The following is a 15,546-nucleotide window of genomic DNA, read 5'->3' as shown; positions in this document are numbered from 1 at the left end:
CCAAGTGCGGTATAAAAAAGCCATTTTTTATAAATGGCTTTTCTTTTGATTATTTATGATAGGAAATTTTATGACTGAAAACAATTCATTAACCTTGGTAACTCACACGATTTCTCAATGGAAAGACTGGCTAATTGGCTTTATTCCCAATATCCTCTCTGCCATTATTTTGCTTACCCTGTTCTATTTTTTAGCAAAAATCTTAAGTAAGGCAGCATTACGCATTTATCGTCGCCTTTTCCCTGCAAATCCGCGAGCGGCAAAAGGAATAGAAATTGGCGTAAAAATTCTCATTTGGTTCTTTGGAATCATTCTTGCCTTAGAAGTGTTACATCTCGCCTCTTTTCTCACTCATCTTCTCGCTGGTGCGGGGATTGTAGGCATCATCGCTGGGTTTGCTTTTAAAGATATTGCTTCTAATGCCTTTTCTGGCTTATTGATTAAATCAGAACAGCCGTTTGAAATTGGTGATTGGGTCAATATTAATAATTCTATTGGTAAAGTAGTGAATATCGGCTTGGTAACAGTAGAATTAATGACCATTGAAGGCGAAACCGCCCTGATCCCAAATCAGATGATTTATAGCGATGAGTTTTTTAACTATTCCAAACTGAAAAAACGTCGCGTTATTTTATCAACAGGCGTGTCTTATGGTGATGATTTAGACAAAGTTCGCCAAGTTACCTTAGATTTAATGCAAGAATGGGATTTCGTGATCGATAAAAATGACATCAACTTCTACTTCACCGATATTGGTAGTTCAACTTTCGATTTCATCATTCGTTTTTGGGTGGATTTCGTTACCTATGAAGACTATTTAGAATCCAAAAGCCAAGCCATTATGGCGCTGAAAAAACGCTTTGAAACAAGAAAATATCAGCATTGCTTACAACGTAACTACGCTTGATTTCGGCGTAAAAGGCGGCGTGAATTTGTTCGATAAAGCCATTCAAATCAATGACAATGAATTAGCGACAAAAGCACAATAAGATAAAATAAAGCATTGGCCTATCTGTAATGATAGGCTTTTTTATGCCGAGTAAAGGTATTTTTCTTTATTTTCACTTACAAAGTGCGGTGAAAAATCATAAAAATTTTTACCGCACTTTAAAATTGACTAAAATAACTTCACTCATCATCAAATTCATAAATTTTACTTGCAAGCAAAAATCAACTCCGTATAATTCACCACATCGACAACACATTAGGTTGTTTTCTCAAACGCCTTAGCCAGTGTGACGAAATTGGTAGACGTAGCGGATTCAAAATCCGCCGCCCTTAAAAGCGTGCCGGTTCGAGTCCGGCCACTGGCACCATTCTATATCTCCTTATTTGATCACAATAGAGCAAATTTTCCATTAATTTTCAATGCGAGAATTTGTTATGAAAAGTTTAATATCAAAAAACTCCTCACTCGTTGTTTCTGTTATCTCCACTAAAGGTGGTGTAACTAAATCCACCAATGTTGCAAACATTGGTGCGTTTTGTGCTGATCATGGTATAAAAACCTTAATGATTGATACGGACACGCAACCAACCTTATCTTCTTATTATCATGTTTCCAATCAATCGCCCTTTGGGCTCTATGAGTTATTTAATCGCCCAGATTTACCTATCGCCAAAATTATTACGCAGACCGAATTTGATAATTTAGATGTGATTCAGTCAAATGATCCACTAGACCGTCTTACTACAGAGTTAAATACTTTACCGGGTGGGATTTTAAAATTCCGCGAATTAATTAAAAAAATTGAAGGGTATGATTTAATTATTATTGATACGCGTGGGACACGAGGTATTACGGTAGATATGACCGTATTGGCAAGTGATCTTGTGATTTCTCCAATTAAACCTGAGCTGGTGTCTGCACGTGAGTTTGTGAGAGGAACTATCAATCTCTATGAATCATTAAGTATTTTTACGGGGTATGGTATTTCACTTCCCCCTTTAAAAGCCGTCATTAATTGTCTTGATAGGACACGTGATGCCAAAGACATTGTTGCTAATCTTTACGACATTTTTTCTAATCTTGCTGAAAAAAATTCACAAATTGAACTCATCAATTTTGAAATTCCTCATCGAATAGCTTATCGAGAAGCAGCAAGTCGAGCGTTACCTGTCCATAGACATAATAAAATAGAGGCAGAAAACATTCGTCAATTATGTTCACTCTTATTCCCTTGTTGGAAAGCGCATTTCCAAACTGAAACAAAACGAGGTGAATAACAATGAGCAGTAAACCATTTCCCGCCTATTCTTTTGAGGCAGAACAATCAGTACTTGGCGGATTAATCTTATCTAATGATAAATGGGATGATGTCAGCCTCTTATTAACTGAGCATAATTTTTATCATCATGAACATCGACAAATTTATAGCGCAATCAGGGAGCTTATCGAAAGAAAACAATCCGTCGATCTGCTTACTTTAGAACGCACATTAAAAGAGAAAGGCATACTGGAAGAATGCGGAGGATTAGCTTATTTAGCAGAGATATGTAAAGAAACCCCGAGTGCATCTAATATCCTTGCTTATGCTGATATTGTGAGAAATGATAGTCAAGCTCGTAAATTATTTGCATTAGGTAATTTGTTAAGAGCAGAAACTATCAAAATCAATTCTAGGGACAAATTAGAATCCTTGATTGAACAAACAGAAAAATCCTTAACGGAGATTGTATTTAATCAAGCTGATATAGATACCACCGTAGATTTGAATCAAGTGATGTTAAATATCTTAGATCAGATAGACGCAAATTTTGAAAATAAATCTGGTATTACTGGTGTGCCTTTTGGGATTGATAGGCTTGATAACAATACATCGGGTGCGCAAGATGGGGATTTAATTATTCTAGCCGCTCGCCCCTCTATGGGGAAAACTGCCCTTTCATTAAAATTTGCTGAAACCGCATTAGAACATCTTAAAGAAAAGGATACTACCGTGCAGTATTTTAGCCTTGAAATGCCCGCTGAACAGTTGATGCAAAGACTGATATCCATGCGAACACGAGTATCAATGCAAAAATATCGCCAAGCGATTCATCTTTCAGATGAAGATCTCGCCCGTTTCAATGAGGCGTTTATCTATATAAGAGAGAATTGGAGAGGGCATTTTTTAATTGATGATAGCAGTTATCTCACGCCACAATTATTGCGTAGCCGAGTGCGTCGTAATGCACGTAAATATGGCAAACCTGGCTTGATCATTGTGGATTATCTTCAATTAATGTCTGACCCAGAATTTAAAAATGGAAATAACCGCACTCAGGAAATTTCTTCTATTTCCCGCGCGTTAAAAGCCTTAGCAAAAGAAATGGCTTGTCCAGTTATCGCCCTGTCACAGCTTAATCGTAATTTAGAACAACGTGCGGATAAACGTCCGTTACAAGCTGATCTTCGAGAATCAGGCAGTATTGAACAAGATGCGGATGTAATTTTGTTTGTTTATCGCGATGAAGTCTATCACAACAATACAGAGTATCCAGGGATAGCTGAAATTATTATTGGCAAACAACGTAATGGTCCAATAGGTACGGTAATGGCTAAGTTTAGAGGCGAATTTTCCTTTGTTTGAAAATTTATCTGCTGATGAATATCAGCGACTTGTCAGTTAAGCGAGAGAATTATGAACGGAAGAAAATCAAATCCATTTATTGGAAAACCAAAAGATCGTCGTCAAGATATGTTTGCACGATTAACTGAGCCCGCGATTCAAAATCATACGCCACAGTATCATCAAGCTGTACCAGTGATGCCACAAAGAAAACAATTAATCGTGGTGACATTAGATAAATTACGTCCTTATGAAGGGAATCCGCGTAAAACCAAAAATCCAGCTTATGAAGAAATTAAAGCTTCAATTAAAGCACGTGGGCTAGATCATGCACCGAATATCACTCAACGTCCTGGTGAGGATTTTTATACCATTGCAGACGGGGGAAATACTCGTCTGCAAGCCTTGAATGAATTATTTAAGGAAACCCAAGATCCCCGTTTTTGGTCAATTGAATGTGTGTTTAAACCTTGGGAGGGGGGAAGCAAATGATATTAATTCAAAATTAAATATTTTGATTGGGCATTTAGCCGAAAATGATATTCGTGGGGAGTTGTCTTTTATTGAAAAAGCCTTAGGGATTAGAGAGGTGAAAGCATTATATGAAGAAAAATATAAAGAATATTTTTCTCATCGTAAGCTCTCAGAAAAATTAGGTGAGAATGGATATCCAATATCTCATCAGATACTTGCTCGTATGGAGCAATGCTTAACCTACTTATATCCTCATATTCCCAACATTCTATTAGATGGCTTAGGTAAAGCTCAAATAGAAAAATTATTGCATATTCATCGTAATGCCCAATCAGCGTGGGATAAATATAAAGATGAGCATTCTCCTCATGCAACCTTTGATGAAGTTTGGATGAATGTCTTATCTGGTTTTGATGAAGATCCTACGGAGTTTGCCATAGAAACCTTTCAAGACAGCCTGATAGGCAAATTAAGTGAAGCATTTAGCTATGAGGTCTCTTACGATACGTTAAAAATAGATATCGATCTTGAGGAGCGTAAATTAAGACGGTTAATTGAAAAGCAACCACATATTACTCAATTAGCCACAGAAAGCGCTTTACGCGCTCAAGGGAGTGAAAACGGTGGGGGGACAAAGAGACAATAATGGAGAAACCGACGAGGAACAAGCTATATCTTCCCTCCAAATGCAGAAAGATAGCATAGAGACAATGTTGGATTCGGGAGTACTTGATGGCATAACTGAAATGACGGGCCCCTTATCCTCTGATGCTAACAGCCCAGATATCTCTGAAGAGCGCATTTCTACTCTTTTGCCATCTGAACTCGTTAATTCAGATGAAAATGAATTAAATCGGGCAATCCATACCCATTATCAAGAATTAGGTTTTGTTCCAGGTGTGAACCCAGAAGCACAACGCGCAGAAGAAGCACAACTTAATGGATTAGAATTTGCTAATGTGGGTAAATGTCCAGTAACAAATTTATGGAAAATTTATCCGAAACGTAAACATAAGATGGATGCCTTTACCCTAGCGCTTGAAATAGCCCAAAGTGTGGGATTAGCGCATTTAGTCCAACATGTTGTAAAGCAACCTGTCGATTATAGCTTTAATCTCTTACCGTTAGACATTACTGAGCCTACGCCTTTGGTTTCATTTGTCTATCAATTTCTTTGTGCTTGTGCCACTGAGGAGGTACCAATTTCTGATACTGAATTGCGTTTATCTGCATCCTGGTTAGTTGGCTCTTATCAAGAAGAACCAGCAATTGATGATTTGCTATTAGTCCGTCTTATCCGTTTATTACGCGTAGTGCGTTATATCAAAGAACAATCTCGAGCAGGAGAATAACTATGGTCAATGCAAGTTTAAATCAAGCCATCATTTACAATTTAATTAACCATATTCGTCGTGGTGAAATTAATTACTGTACTCAACTTGGTTTTGATGAAACAGAATTAACTGAATTATGTAATTTATCGACACAAGAAATTTGTGATTTAGCTGAAAGTAAAATTAATTTTGCGGAGATTAAGGTTAATCATAATGCCTTTTGGAGTTTGATTGAATCAGTCAGAGAAGAAACCCGAAAACGTAATGCCATTGATAGAGCATTACAACTCGGGGCATCATCAGAAATCTTGCATAGTCGATTTGGTTGGAGTTCAGCGGAAGTGTCTGCACGACGTCGTTTACTTGGTATTAATGAGTCTATGGGACGTAAACGAAATGCCACGGAGGAAGAAGAAAATAAAATCTGGGACTTATGGCAAAAGCATAAGCAATCTGTTTCCTATGATGTATCGCTTACCTTTGAGGGATTTGATTTACTAATGTATATCGCAGAAGAATCTCAGGTCAGCCTGACTGAAGTCTCTCGATTAGTCATTGGTTGGCAGAAAAATGGACTGTAATAAAAAACCGAGAAAGTGGACGCTTTCTCGGTTTATATGATTTTCTCAGCTATATAAATAGGAGGATTCAGCTAATGAAATCGACACAGATTATAGGGCATTTCGCAGAGTCTGCAAAACAAAAATTGATAGAAAAAGCAGAACAGAAAAAGCGGGCCGATTTTCAAGGTTTACTCTTTGTTGGTAATCGGCATGAAAGTGTCCCTTTACGGCTATTAACTGATAGTTATTTAACGCCTCGAGCAAAACTTGCTTGGCAATTGATAAAACTGAATGCTTACCAATTTCAGGGGGCAGCGTTTCCATCCTATGATGAACTTTCGTTATGGCTGTCTGAACGTGCATTTGAGGGGAAACGTGTTTCCCGTAAAGTGATCAGCCAAACATTATTACTGTTACGTCTAACAAGGTGGTTGACCTTGTGTGAGACGGTCAGAAATGAACGAGGGCAAATTCTAGGTAATGTTTATGTAATGAATGATGAGCCATTAAGTGTCGTTGATTGTTTGCAACTGAATGATGACTATCTCCGTTTGCTTGAAAAATCAGTGAAACATAAAGACCCTTTAATTAAAGATGTCGCGATACGTATTATTGACGATATGCTCAATCAAGATGCGCAGTTATGGCTTCTTGTCTCTCATATTGAGGCAATACAAGCACGTTATCAAGCACATAAACAGGGTTTCCACATTGGTTCTCCAATTACGCCATTAGCTAAGAATGTGGATGAAGCCATTAAAGAAACGCAGCAAAGGTTACTGAGTTCCAATAAGGAACTTGGAAAATCGACAGGGAACTCAGTGAAAAAGGTCAATTTTACTGAGTTCCAATACGGAACTCAGTCATCAAGATGAAGATAAGTCATTGATTTTAGGCTTAGTTCCAAATGGGAACTCAGAGAGTACTAGTACTGTATTAAATACTAAAAAAGTACTGTACTGTACGATAGCTTGAATTGTTTAAATTTAGGCAAATTAGAAACAGAAACCGTTTATCGAGCCTTGAATAAGCTGGATAAGGAGACTGCACAAGCTATTTTGGTTGAAGCAGAGCAACGCATTCATCGAGGAAATATTCAAAACCCTTTAGGGTATATTTTTGGCATTATTCGTAAAGCGCAGTCAGGGGAGTTTAAACCTTATTGGCAGGACAAACAGAGTCAGCAAAAAAATCAGACTAAGCCTTGTCAGACTGGATTAGTGAGCTCTCGACGCTTGTTAGAGGCAAATACTCAAACTAATACCGATATGGCTCACACGAAAGCCGTTGTAGCCAACCTTGCTCAACAATTACGGGCAAATTTAAGGGGATAGCAATTTGTACAGAAAATATACTAAGTGCCTCCACTGGCGCCAGTTTGTATAAAAAACAGCCTAAGTGCCGCCACTGGTGGCGGTTTGTACAAAAAACATACTGAGTGGCACCCTAGGTGCCAGTTTGTATAAAAAATAGACTAAGTGGCACCACTGGTGGCAGTTTGTACAAAAAATATATGAATTGGCGCAGTCAGTGCTTATTTGTACAAAAAATAAGCCTAATAGATATAATTTATGGTGTACGAAAAATACATAACTTCACAGGAGAAAATATATGACTCAAGACTACAACCAAGAGCTTGGAGCTTTACGTAGTAATATTACGCTTACCTTGCATTCTCAGTATGCCACACGACTATGGTTGGGACGTACCGTCGTACGTGATGGCGATAAAGTTGTAAAGCCCCCTATTATGAGTATGCCTGGGTGCCTTGCGATCTTATCGCAGATCCAAAAAGATGCCACAAATGACGATCCTTATGCAGACTGGTATTTGATTCAGTTTGAGGAAAAAGTGTTGAGCTATACGGACAATATGAAACAGCTGGTGAATGATCTTGTTGATGTATATAACCAGAATTTACCAGATAATATTGATATATCACGGTGCGAAAATATTTCGCCCGTAACCTACCCTATTTTTGTGAATTCACAACTCGGTTATAAACTCATTTACCTACTTTCTGAATTTGATGTGCTTGCACGTTCTGTTATGACCGCCAGCCATATTGCCCTTATGACTAAAGAACAAGCCAGAGAGTGGTTAGAAGCAGGGGCTGGACTTATCCGTAAATGCTTTGGGGTGGTTGAAACCTATCGCCATTCAGGCATCACTCGACAAGATGCACTTGAAAATAACCAACGCTATCAAGAGTGTGTGGCACGCTTTAAATTAGAATTACCTCAAGATATTTTAAGTGGCGAGCGTCGTGCTATGTTTGCTCCAGTCATTAGACAGTTGAGTTCTGAAGCAGAATTGGGTGAGGTGACGAGCTTAGATTCAGAATATGAGGCGAAGAATGAACATATATAGTTTAATCCCAGAGGGGATGTATAGAGAATTGACGCAGAAGACAAATCTTCATCAGATGATGCGAAATCTTTTTAGTCCCATTGATTCATTGGCGCAGTTTGATAATCTCATTGAGGACTTTAATAGGTTGCGTCAGGGATTTGTTAATTTGCAACCAGAGATGATTAAAGGGATATCAACTAATCTTGTTAGGCATTTACCTATTCGATTTATTAAAGATAATACAAGTCGTTCTGGTGCTAGCTATTTACGTTGGCGTAATTTTGATAATACTAAGAACGGTCAGTTAATCGTTCAAGAGGTATTATCTGCTCCAACCCAACCTAGTGAGCTTAAGGGAGCATTGCTTCAGGCGGAAAAAGAACGAATTGTTCTAAATATGCAGATGGCTATCACTGTGCATATACTTCGCCAGCTAAAAGAATGTCGGGATAAATTGGCGCAGGTCGAAAATATTACGACTAATCTTGTAGGTAAAGCCTAGATTTTTCTTGTAGGTAAATCCTAGATTTGAGGTTGTATGCAAAGCCTAGACTAAAAGGCCTTTTAAAGGTAAGGGAGCAAGCCCCCTTACCTTTGACGAGAAAAAGCAATGTCGCGTGCATTGATGGTGAGGAGTCTATGTGTAACTCTTTAGAAATAAAGTTTAATTAATTACTCCTTTCTTACTTAAAATCACGTTTAATACAAATAACATCAATTATTCATCATTTGTGAGGACAACATTATGGCAGGGATTAATAAAGTCATTATCGTGGGGAATCTTGGTGCAGATCCTGAAGTGAGAACAATGCCGAATGGCGAAGCTGTTGCTAATATTAGTGTGGCAACCAGTGAAAGTTGGACAGATAAGAATACAGGTGAAAAACGTGAATTAACGGAATGGCACCGTATCGTTTTTTATCGTCGTCAAGCTGAGATTGTCGGAGAGTATTTACGTAAAGGCTCAAAAGTTTATGTTGAAGGGCGTTTAAGAACCCGTAAATGGCAAGATCAAAATGGACAAGATCGCTACACTACAGAAATTCAAGGCGATGTACTTCAAATGCTAGATAGTCGTACAGATCGTGGTCAAGGTGGTAACCAATATGCTCAACCTGCACAGTCTGAGCATCAAGCTCCAAAACATGCTCCACAATCAACGTCGGCACCACAGCCAGAGATTAATGAAATTCCTTTAGATGATGATATTCCGTTTTGAGTCACATATAATATGGGGCAGGTATGATGAAAACATTAAAAATTACAACCGCACTTTTTATGTTAGGCATTCTTCTCTCAGGTTGTGCTGAATTTTCTGCACTTAATCAACAGGTAGGTGATTGGGCGGCTCAATTAAATAGACAAATGAATGCAGATAAACAGACCATCAAAGGGAGCATTGAATCTAAGCGTGATATTGATACATTATATGTTCGGATTAAACGTCAAGTTGGTTTTACTACACGAACAGAAGAGCTCAGTGGTACGCGTGATTCATCAAGCCGTAAGCTGTATGATGCTGAATTAGACAATCGTGGATTTATCCATGAAGTGAACCCTGGTGTTTATTATCAGATGGCAGATGTTTTTACTAATCCTAAATCGCCTAATAATGCCAATAGCCGTTTTTATGCGGTAGTGACATTAGAGAAAAATGGAACGGGAACCAAGATTTATTGGAAAACGCGTGGAAGTACTGAGTTTGCAGCAGAAATTAAATCTGATATTTTGACGGCAATTAAATAAAAATTAGCAAAAAATAGATAACGCTACTTTTATTTTCTCATTCTTGCCAAAATAACATTATAAATATAACAAATACTAAATCTCGCATTGACTCTCGATGAAAATCGAGAGTTTTTTTATTATCTATTTAATAAAGTTTTTTTAGGTTAATTTTTTTATATCTATCTTTTGATTAGAAAGAATAAAAAATTGTTAGTGAACACTGTTATTGGTTAAATATAAAAATGATGTGCTTAATTTAATATAGCGGAGATAACAATGACTTTTCCTCGAACTCGCCATCAAGTATTGCATGAATTTCAGATAGAGCTTGAAGATTGGGTTATACAGGCAGACATAGAAGAATAAAAGACTATCTAACAAGTCTGCACGGTTATATTTATCCTGATGACTAGAGGGATTTTCTGCATTCGCATTTAATGCTTGGTTCCGCTGGTCATTACATTCAATCTTGTGAGTATTGTCAAGAAATTGTTTTAGCGATATTAACCATTTCAGAAACCGATAGACCTGAGCTTAAAAATTTATTTTACGGTGAATAAGATGAAGCTATTTTTATGTGAAAAACCCTCTCAAGGGAATGATATTGCTAAAGTGCTTGGCGCAACGCATCGAGGTGAAGGATTTCTTGCTAATGCAGATAAATCTGTTTTTGTAACTTGGGGATTTGGTCATTTAGTCGAACAATTTCAACCTGAAGATTACGATCCTGCTTATAAGCGTTGGACGTTTGAAACATTACCGATTATCCCGAAAAAATGGGGCTTATCTCCTAAAAAGGAAGGTAAGAAACAGTATAACGTGGTCATAAAATTGATTAAGCAAGCGAAAAGTTTAATTATTGCGACCGATGCTGACCGTGAGGGAGAAATGATTGCCCGAGAATTATTAGAGATTGCAGGTTATCGCGGACATATTCAGCGTTTATGGCTCTCAGCACTTGATGATGCCAGCATCAGAAAAGCATTAGGTTCATTAAAAAGTAATGAGGAAACCTTACCGCTCTATTATGCGGGGTTAGGGCGCAGTCGTGCAGATTGGCTCATCGGAATGAATTTTTCTCGATTATTTACGTTATTGGCTCAGCAAAAAGGGTACCAGGGGTCACCATTAAGCGTTGGTCGTGTACAAAGTCCCACATTAGCCATGGTCGTTAATCGAGATAGGGAAATCGCAAATTTTGTGCCTAAAAACCATTATGCATTAAACGTGTTACTCACTACACAGCAGCAGGCTCAATTTATCGCACAATATGTTGTTCCAGAAGATTATTTGGATGAGTCAGGATTGTGTTTAAATAGCCAAGTTATACAGCAAGCCGAGGCACAAATTCGTCAATCTGCTACAGCTCAAGTATTGAATGTAGAAACTAAGCGAGAGAAAAATGCACCACCACTCTTATTTGCATTAAGTGATTTACAAGGTGAGTGTAACCGATTATATGGCATGGGGGCACAACAAGTCTTAGATATCGCGCAATCCCTTTATGAAACACATAAAGCAACAACTTACCCTAGAACAGATTGTGGTTATTTGCCCGAATCCCAATTTGCGGATGTGCCTAAAATTATTAAAAGCCTACTCAATGTGAATCCAAATTGGCAGAAAATTGCACCGCACTTAAATTTATCGCAAAAATCTCGCGCCTGGAACGATAAAAAAGTAACGGCTCACCATGGCATTATCCCAACAGCTGGAAATGTGTCATTAACTAAAATGAATGAAGATGAACGCAAAGTTTATGATTTAATTTGTCGGCGTTACTTGGCTCAGTTTTTACCATATTTTGAAGCAGATAAAACAACTATACAATTACAATCAGTCAATCATCAATTGATCGCAAGAGGTAAAGTGATTGTTGCGCAAGGGTGGAAAATGTTATTTGGTAATAGCCCTGATGATGACAATGAGGAAAGCGAGAAACAATGTGTACCTAAACTTAGTCAAAATGAAGTTTGTGCGGTGCAAAATACCGAAGTGAAATCATTAAAAACCTCTCCCCCCTCCACATTATACCGAGGGAACGCTATTAAGTGCGATGAAAAATGCGGCGCGTTTTGTTACTGACGAACGTTTAAAACAAAGATTACGGGAAACTGAAGGATTGGGCACCGAAGCTACTCGTGCGGGTGTCATTGAAACTTTATTACAAAAAGGATTTATTAAGAAAAAGGTAAATCATTGTTTGCGACCGTGGAGGGGAATACCTTAATTGATAATTTACCCGATTTACTTAAAAATCCAGGTCTTACAGCGCTGTGGGAACAAGCACTCAACCAGATCGCCGAAAGGCTATTGTCACTTGATGAATTTATGCAAAAACAAGAGGCATTTATTCGTCATTTGATGAACTCCTGTATGCAGCAAGGGATTAAAATGGGACAAATAGAAATAAAAAAATGTCCAAAGTGTGATAGTCCAATGGTAAAACGGGCTGGCAAAAATGGGCCATTTTGGGGATGCTCCAAATATCCTACTTGTAATGGTATTGAAAATATTGGGGTAAAAAAGAAAAGAGGAAGAAAGCCGGTTTCAATAGCCTCGCAAGTACGTGGGCAGTTGCTATAAATGGGGAAACCTTTTTTAATCGAGTATCTAGTGATACAATAATTAAGCTTTGATGACCTTTTTGTAGTTTAGGTCAAGCGTAAAACTACACATCCCAAACGTTCTTTAGCACTCTGAAAAAGACGGCAATAGAATTGCGAGTGTATCTTTTACCTTATTTTTATCTTGCTTACTGCAAAGAAGAAAGTGGATTATTCATTTTGGGTGATGGGGCTGCGCGTCCATTTTCTTCTTTGCAGTAATGTATCTTTGTTTTTACCAGAGCTCGCTGGTGAAAAAAAACGAGTGCCCTTTGTGCCAATTTTGGTGCGCGTTATGCCAATAAATGACCACATTGTTATTGGGTAGTATGGAGTAAAATGGATAGTGATGTCTTGACGAGAACAGAAACTATTCAACGATTTTCTGTATTATATGGTCATCTTTATCTTGATTTAATCAAATAGTTAATCGTGATTATTATCTTGTTTTAGTCAAGCCCCTAGAAGTGAATACTTCTCGGGGCTTTTCTTTTTATTTTGTCTTGTATGGTCAAGTTTAACTATTCTATAGTAATATTTAATTAATTGTTCTATTTTGTTTTAGGTTATTGTACATTACAGATTAGTTAGGTTGCTATCGTTGATAGCACTTTGATAAGTCGCAGAACTCTTGAAAAGCGACGCTCTATGTAGATAGAGAGAGTTCATTAGCCCATATTTGGCTCAGCACTCTGAAAAGCCATTACAAAAAATCGTTCTTCGTCATCTATTTTTTGCGAGTGTACCTTTTACCTCTTATCAATTAACCCCTGACGGGAAACATTTTTCCCGTGTTGGGTAGAAATGTTTCTCCGTCTTTTTTATTTATGGAGAAACTTATTATGACTACTCAATCTAAACCAACTAGCGGTTACTTCAATTTACACACACAAGGTATTGGATGTTTGAATAATATCCGTGAAGTCACGCCGAAAAAAGGTAAGCCTTTCCTTGCTTGTCGTATTGCTGCATTAACGGGTGATGCGAAAGAGCCAGAATATCGTTATTTCGATGTGAATGTTGTGGGTGAGGAGACTGCAAATCTTATTCGTCGCTGTCAAAATGCGGTTAATGCGGAGAAAAAAGTATTAATTTCATTTGTGATTGCAGATTTGTGGGTAGATACCTTTACCTATACAGCAGAGAGCAGATATCACAAAAAAGGTGATGTTGGCACAATGCTTAAAGGTCGTTTAATTCGCATCAAGTCTGTCAAAGTTGATGGTGAATTGAAGTATAGTGAAGCTGAAAAATCAGATTCCGAAAAGCCTCAAGCGTAACTTTACTGATAAAGACTGACAATAGATGTCAGTCTTTTTTTCAACCATTTTGGAGAAATAAACAATGAAACAAGGCATTTATGTCAACGGTAAACAAGTGATGAAAATTGCAATGATCACGCTTGATACATCCCCTGTTTTACACATTGAAGTTTTTGGCAATGTGAATCACATTGAAGCAAACAATGCTACTGATATTGTCGTTACAGGTAATGCAGGACACGTTGAGACTGTCAATGGTGATGTTGCTATTCAAGGTGATATATCAGGGAATGTGAAAACCGTCAACGACGATGTTCAAGCGCAGCAAATTTGTGGCGCAGTCAACACGGTGACAGGTGATATTTATCGTGATGATTAACTTTTTGGATTGTTAGCTTTAACATTCATTTTACCCACCTAGGGAATGATTTCCCTTGTGGGGGCGTTCCCTAAATTTTTTATGAAAGGCGGTGAACGAAATGATTCACAAATTTTTTAGCAAAATCCCAGCGAAAATATTGCAATATATCGCAGATGATTTTCGTAAAGCGGGAGCAATTGCTGGTGTGGGATTGGTTGGTTTTGTCTTATCCAAAGACAATATTAATGAAATGGAGGCATCCTCCCTCTTAATCGTTGGTGTGAGCTTTTGGATGCTTGGTTTGCTTCTTAATTATGTGGCAGATATAATGAATAAAAAGACAAAAAAACCAGTAAAACACATAAAGCAACATCACTAAGGAGGCTTGTATGAATTGGTGGTTATTAGGTGTATCAAGTGTGTTAGTCCTGGCTGCAGGTACTTTTACTGCCTTGGTATATTGGGCTAATTGGGATCTGATTTCAGGTAAAAATACGAAAGCAGATAAACGAGCCAAATCCCGTTAACATTTCACATTAAATCTGCTTATTTTGAATAAGTAGATTCCGTTCAATACCCATAGGGGAATATTTTCCCTTGTGGGGCAGATATTCCCCATTTTATTAGGAGAATATCTTATGTCACTTAACACTTATGCAAAATTTGTCCCAAACGTATTTTTGGCGAAATGTGCTGAACCTCATCAACGAGGGGATATTGTCACGCTAACCAGTAAATATGGGAAAGAAACGGAAGTAGAAATCTATAACCTTGTGAAGCAACAAGATGACTTCTATTTTTATTCTTTCGTGCGTTGTGATGGATTAAACCGTCAGACCTATGCACTTAAAAAAGCCGCACATTATCAAACGGTGGCAGACAATGCACAAACGCGTAGTGAACAGTATTGTGAAGCTGCAAATGAAGGACGTGAGTTTTTAAGCCTCGGTGAACCCATTAAAGTGGGACATCATAGCGAAAGACGACATCGTGCCTTAATTGAGCGTAATGCCAAACGTATGGATAAAGCAGTCGAAGAAATGCAAAAAGCTGAGCACAATGAGGACAAAATCCCTTATTGGCTAGAGCGTGCAGACGTCATTGATTTATCTATGCCAGAAAGTCTTGCGTATTTTCAGTTCGAGTTGGAAAAAGCCAAAGCTAATCATCAAGAACTAAAAGAAAATCCAGAAAAACGCTTGAGTCGATATTCATTAACTTATGCTAAAAAAGCAGTTAATGAATTGGCGAAAAAAGTTGAGCTAGCTCAGCGGCTTTGGGGCTAATTGCATTTATCTTTAACGTTAAAAGTGCG

Annotated in this window: 22 protein-coding genes and 1 tRNA gene; all 23 read left to right on the top strand. The window is 37.9% G+C overall.

All coding sequences use genetic code 11. The features are described from left to right. The first annotated feature begins 70 nt into the window (after positions 1 to 70). Entirely contained in the window at positions 71 to 907 is an 837-nt protein-coding gene (locus C3Z13_RS00645; RefSeq protein WP_181021979.1) for a mechanosensitive ion channel family protein, read from the top strand. Continuing rightward, a complete protein-coding gene (locus C3Z13_RS12560; protein ID WP_281258752.1) occupies positions 861 to 989 on the top strand; it encodes a hypothetical protein in 129 nt (42 codons plus the stop codon). Before C3Z13_RS00645 ends, C3Z13_RS12560 begins: the two co-directional genes overlap by 47 nt. A gap of 240 nt (positions 990 to 1,229) precedes the next feature. Further along, positions 1,230 to 1,316, top strand: a tRNA-Leu gene (locus C3Z13_RS00640). Between the two features lie 67 nt (positions 1,317 to 1,383). Continuing rightward, positions 1,384 to 2,226 (top strand): ParA family protein, encoded by an 843-nt coding sequence (locus tag C3Z13_RS00635; RefSeq protein WP_103854675.1) that lies wholly within the window; start codon positions 1,384 to 1,386, stop codon positions 2,224 to 2,226. Between the two features lie 2 nt (positions 2,227 to 2,228). Next, positions 2,229 to 3,572 carry a replicative DNA helicase gene (gene dnaB, locus C3Z13_RS00630; RefSeq protein WP_342750323.1) on the top strand — a complete coding sequence of 448 codons (1,344 nt, stop codon included), beginning with the start codon at positions 2,229 to 2,231 and terminating at the stop codon, positions 3,570 to 3,572. A gap of 51 nt (positions 3,573 to 3,623) precedes the next feature. After that, positions 3,624 to 4,043, top strand: a complete 420-nt coding sequence (locus C3Z13_RS00625; protein WP_103854674.1) for a ParB family protein — start codon at positions 3,624 to 3,626, stop codon at positions 4,041 to 4,043. Next, positions 4,009 to 4,671, top strand: coding sequence for a ParB family protein (locus C3Z13_RS00620; protein ID WP_181021978.1), 663 nt, complete (start codon positions 4,009 to 4,011; stop codon positions 4,669 to 4,671). Before C3Z13_RS00625 ends, C3Z13_RS00620 begins: the two co-directional genes overlap by 35 nt. Then, on the top strand, positions 4,640 to 5,377 hold the full coding sequence (locus tag C3Z13_RS00615; protein ID WP_181021977.1) for a hypothetical protein: 738 nt from the start codon (positions 4,640 to 4,642) through the stop codon (positions 5,375 to 5,377). Before C3Z13_RS00620 ends, C3Z13_RS00615 begins: the two co-directional genes overlap by 32 nt. A gap of 2 nt (positions 5,378 to 5,379) precedes the next feature. Beyond that, positions 5,380 to 5,940 carry a DUF2857 domain-containing protein gene (locus C3Z13_RS00610; RefSeq protein ID WP_245872485.1) on the top strand — a complete coding sequence of 187 codons (561 nt, stop codon included), beginning with the start codon at positions 5,380 to 5,382 and terminating at the stop codon, positions 5,938 to 5,940. Between the two features lie 74 nt (positions 5,941 to 6,014). Further along, positions 6,015 to 6,797 (top strand): STY4528 family pathogenicity island replication protein, encoded by a 783-nt coding sequence (locus C3Z13_RS00605; protein WP_103854670.1) that lies wholly within the window; start codon positions 6,015 to 6,017, stop codon positions 6,795 to 6,797. A 96-nt stretch (positions 6,798 to 6,893) separates the two neighbouring features. Next, positions 6,894 to 7,256, top strand: a complete 363-nt coding sequence (locus C3Z13_RS00600) for a hypothetical protein (RefSeq protein WP_146256846.1) — start codon at positions 6,894 to 6,896, stop codon at positions 7,254 to 7,256. Positions 7,257 to 7,533: 277 nt separating this feature from the next. Further along, a complete protein-coding gene (locus C3Z13_RS00595) occupies positions 7,534 to 8,292 on the top strand; it encodes a PFL_4669 family integrating conjugative element protein (RefSeq protein WP_103854668.1) in 759 nt (252 codons plus the stop codon). After that, entirely contained in the window at positions 8,279 to 8,776 is a 498-nt protein-coding gene (locus C3Z13_RS00590) for a DUF3158 family protein (RefSeq protein ID WP_181021976.1), read from the top strand. The genes C3Z13_RS00595 and C3Z13_RS00590 overlap by 14 nt, the downstream gene beginning before the upstream one ends. A 243-nt stretch (positions 8,777 to 9,019) precedes the next feature. Further along, positions 9,020 to 9,493, top strand: coding sequence for a single-stranded DNA-binding protein (gene ssb, locus C3Z13_RS00585; protein WP_103854666.1), 474 nt, complete (start codon positions 9,020 to 9,022; stop codon positions 9,491 to 9,493). A gap of 23 nt (positions 9,494 to 9,516) precedes the next feature. Next, positions 9,517 to 10,020: a hypothetical protein gene (locus C3Z13_RS00580; protein WP_146256845.1), complete on the top strand. Its 504-nt coding sequence runs from the start codon at positions 9,517 to 9,519 to the stop codon at positions 10,018 to 10,020. Positions 10,021 to 10,563: 543 nt separating this feature from the next. After that, positions 10,564 to 12,087: a DNA topoisomerase 3 gene (locus C3Z13_RS00570; protein WP_281258751.1), complete on the top strand. Its 1,524-nt coding sequence runs from the start codon at positions 10,564 to 10,566 to the stop codon at positions 12,085 to 12,087. Continuing rightward, positions 12,059 to 12,232 carry a hypothetical protein gene (locus C3Z13_RS12555; protein ID WP_281258750.1) on the top strand — a complete coding sequence of 58 codons (174 nt, stop codon included), beginning with the start codon at positions 12,059 to 12,061 and terminating at the stop codon, positions 12,230 to 12,232. The genes C3Z13_RS00570 and C3Z13_RS12555 overlap by 29 nt, the downstream gene beginning before the upstream one ends. Then, positions 12,202 to 12,588, top strand: a complete 387-nt coding sequence (locus C3Z13_RS12550; protein ID WP_281258749.1) for a topoisomerase DNA-binding C4 zinc finger domain-containing protein — start codon at positions 12,202 to 12,204, stop codon at positions 12,586 to 12,588. The genes C3Z13_RS12555 and C3Z13_RS12550 overlap by 31 nt, the downstream gene beginning before the upstream one ends. 862 nt (positions 12,589 to 13,450) lie before the next feature. Next, a complete protein-coding gene (locus C3Z13_RS00565) occupies positions 13,451 to 13,888 on the top strand; it encodes an STY4534 family ICE replication protein (protein ID WP_103854664.1) in 438 nt (145 codons plus the stop codon). 64 nt (positions 13,889 to 13,952) lie between these two features. Continuing rightward, positions 13,953 to 14,249, top strand: coding sequence for a hypothetical protein (locus C3Z13_RS00560; RefSeq protein WP_103854663.1), 297 nt, complete (start codon positions 13,953 to 13,955; stop codon positions 14,247 to 14,249). Between the two features lie 91 nt (positions 14,250 to 14,340). Next, on the top strand, positions 14,341 to 14,610 hold the full coding sequence (locus C3Z13_RS00555; protein WP_146256844.1) for a hypothetical protein: 270 nt from the start codon (positions 14,341 to 14,343) through the stop codon (positions 14,608 to 14,610). A gap of 10 nt (positions 14,611 to 14,620) precedes the next feature. Further along, positions 14,621 to 14,758, top strand: a complete 138-nt coding sequence (locus C3Z13_RS11570) for a hypothetical protein (RefSeq protein ID WP_181021975.1) — start codon at positions 14,621 to 14,623, stop codon at positions 14,756 to 14,758. Positions 14,759 to 14,869: 111 nt separating this feature from the next. Next, entirely contained in the window at positions 14,870 to 15,517 is a 648-nt protein-coding gene (locus C3Z13_RS00550) for a DUF3560 domain-containing protein (protein WP_103854661.1), read from the top strand. The last annotated feature ends 29 nt before the right edge of the window (positions 15,518 to 15,546 follow it).

Origin of the sequence: Avibacterium endocarditidis (assembly GCF_002921145.1) — a bacterium.
Lineage (GTDB): Bacteria > Pseudomonadota > Gammaproteobacteria > Enterobacterales > Pasteurellaceae > Avibacterium > Avibacterium endocarditidis.
The sequence above is the reverse complement of the archived record's forward strand: the minus strand, read 5'-3'. Positions and strand labels throughout refer to the sequence as shown.